Annotated in this window: 4 protein-coding genes; all 4 read left to right on the forward strand. The window is 42.5% G+C overall.

Features of this window, described 5'->3' with window-relative positions; genetic code table 11:
* Positions 1–44 precede the first annotated feature (44 nt).
* The 4 genes from ACFO6W_RS26325 to ACFO6W_RS26340 all read left to right on the forward strand — a co-directional run bounded on the left by ACFO6W_RS26325 (position 45) and on the right by ACFO6W_RS26340 (position 1,585).
* The gene (locus ACFO6W_RS26325) at positions 45–572 is read left to right on the forward strand and encodes a hypothetical protein (protein ID WP_380002147.1); all 528 of its coding nucleotides are present in this window, start codon (positions 45–47) and stop codon (positions 570–572) included.
* Positions 569–964, forward strand: coding sequence for a ribonuclease H family protein (locus tag ACFO6W_RS26330; RefSeq protein WP_380002149.1), 396 nt, complete (start codon positions 569–571; stop codon positions 962–964). Before ACFO6W_RS26325 ends, ACFO6W_RS26330 begins: the two co-directional genes overlap by 4 nt.
* Before the next feature lie 75 nt (positions 965–1,039).
* Positions 1,040–1,243, forward strand: coding sequence for a hypothetical protein (locus tag ACFO6W_RS26335; protein WP_380002151.1), 204 nt, complete (start codon positions 1,040–1,042; stop codon positions 1,241–1,243).
* Between the two features lie 75 nt (positions 1,244–1,318).
* Positions 1,319–1,585: an HU family DNA-binding protein gene (locus ACFO6W_RS26340; RefSeq protein WP_380002153.1), complete on the forward strand. Its 267-nt coding sequence runs from the start codon at positions 1,319–1,321 to the stop codon at positions 1,583–1,585.
* Positions 1,586–1,740 lie beyond the last annotated feature (155 nt).

Raw genomic sequence — 1,740 nt, forward strand, 5'->3', positions numbered from 1 at the left:
TATTAACTGATTGCAATAGATTTCATATGAGGTAATTAAGAAGTATGGCAATTGAAACCTCGCAAATCAAATTTGCGGAATCGGAAAAGACGGGGGAACTTATCGGATTTGTATCCCGGCATTCCAAAACAAAGAAACTGAAGGGAGTCCGGGAGAACTCGACATTTGGAAAAAAGATCTGTGTATTATCAGGGGATTTAAAAGGAACAATCATACCCAATATCTTATACGATGTGGAACTTAAAGCGATGCACCGGGGCAATGGATACGTTGTCGTATCGGCCCGGCCCAGGCAATTTAAAGCCCGGATAGAAAAAGTGACCGTACCGAAAGCCATCTACAGGCTGAAAGTCACATTCGGCAACAAGACGGTCTACTTTGACCCGAAGCATGGCAAATCGGATTCAAGCCGTACCCTGGAGGGAGTTCTCGATATATTAGCTTCCCGCGTTGACATAGAGGAGCCGGATTCAGTGCTTGCTGAATTTAAGGAGGAGGGGATAGCGCTTATTAAACAGATGGAAGCCGATGGATTTTTAGTACCGAAGTCGAATAAAAACCAACGGAAATGAAACGTCCATCGAATGGAATAGCTACAGACGCGGCCCATTCCACAAAAAACAAACTGACCCGTTACCGGGGAATCGACCTTAGTACCGGCAGGCAAATCTTCCTGGAGGATTTAGGTAACCAAACGGTGAATATAGGCGAGTTCCTGGGTGTGGTTGCGGCTGTAAAATATATCATCGAAAATGATTTCCATCCCAGGGTTATTTACACAGACAGCATTACGGCTATAACCTGGTTTAACAACAAAAGAACGGCATCAGGGAAGAGAAATACGGAACTGGAGAAAGCCGGGGTCTTTTTGAAAGTGTTTTCTGCAGAAGTAGATAAGATTGATGTATTGCACTGGAAAAATGATTTATGGGGGGAAACTCCGGCGGATTTCGGATGCAAATGATAAGATGTGAATATTGTTAGACCGGTGCTTTCCTGTCTTTCCTGACAGGAAAGCACGCTTATTTTAATGATTACTATGGCAAAGAAAAAATCGGAAATAGATAAACTGGTAAGCTTACCGGAGAAAGAATACCTGGAGCTGCTGGAAGCCCAAATGACTCTCAACGCGTTGAAAATAGCGGGAGTGGAAGAGCTTCCCCTGTATAAGGGTATCAAAAGCATTATAGAAGACGGACGGGTGGAAATACATAATAAGCCCATACAAAAAAGATACAGGTGAAATTAATCTTTATCTTTGTAAGCATCCCGGAACAGAGAAGAAAAAGGGGCCGTATACAAAAACAAATAAAACCGAATGAATAAGAAGCAACTGACAACCCTGGCCGCCAGGAAAGCCGGGGTATCCCAAAAATATATAGCCGACAGCTTAAACCCGGTATTGGAAACTATTATAGAAGTATTGTCCGGAGGGAACAATATCACCATACAAGGTTTCGGGTCATTTCAGGTAAAGACAATGAAGGAACGCAAGTCAAGAAATCCGAAGACAGGAGAGTTGATTGTCCTTCCGGAAAGGAAGGTTGTTAAGTTTAAGCTGGCAAACGGAAACCAGGTAAAATGACCCGCTTTCTATCCTACCTGTACCTGATGCGAATTATTCTTCTAAATTAATTCATATTAATTAGGATTAGTTTTGAAATTTATCCTACCTTTGTCAACTGTTTTGGTGCCACTTTCTGCATTCGTAGATAGTGGTGAAGAGGGAATCAGGTGCAA

The organism is Dysgonomonas termitidis, assembly GCF_042654545.1.
Lineage (GTDB): Bacteria > Bacteroidota > Bacteroidia > Bacteroidales > Dysgonomonadaceae > Dysgonomonas > Dysgonomonas termitidis.

Bases quoted from the DNA above. Each gene is read 5' to 3' on its own strand.
- ACFO6W_RS26340 (WP_380002153.1), top strand. From the start codon at position 1,319: ATGAATAAGAAGCAACTGACAACCCTGGCCGCCAGGAAAGCCGGGGTA.
- ACFO6W_RS26335 (WP_380002151.1), top strand. From the start codon at position 1,040: ATGGCAAAGAAAAAATCGGAAATAGATAAACTGGTAAGCTTACCGGAG.
- ACFO6W_RS26325 (WP_380002147.1), top strand. From the start codon at position 45: ATGGCAATTGAAACCTCGCAAATCAAATTTGCGGAATCGGAAAAGACG.
- ACFO6W_RS26330 (WP_380002149.1), top strand. From the start codon at position 569: ATGAAACGTCCATCGAATGGAATAGCTACAGACGCGGCCCATTCCACA.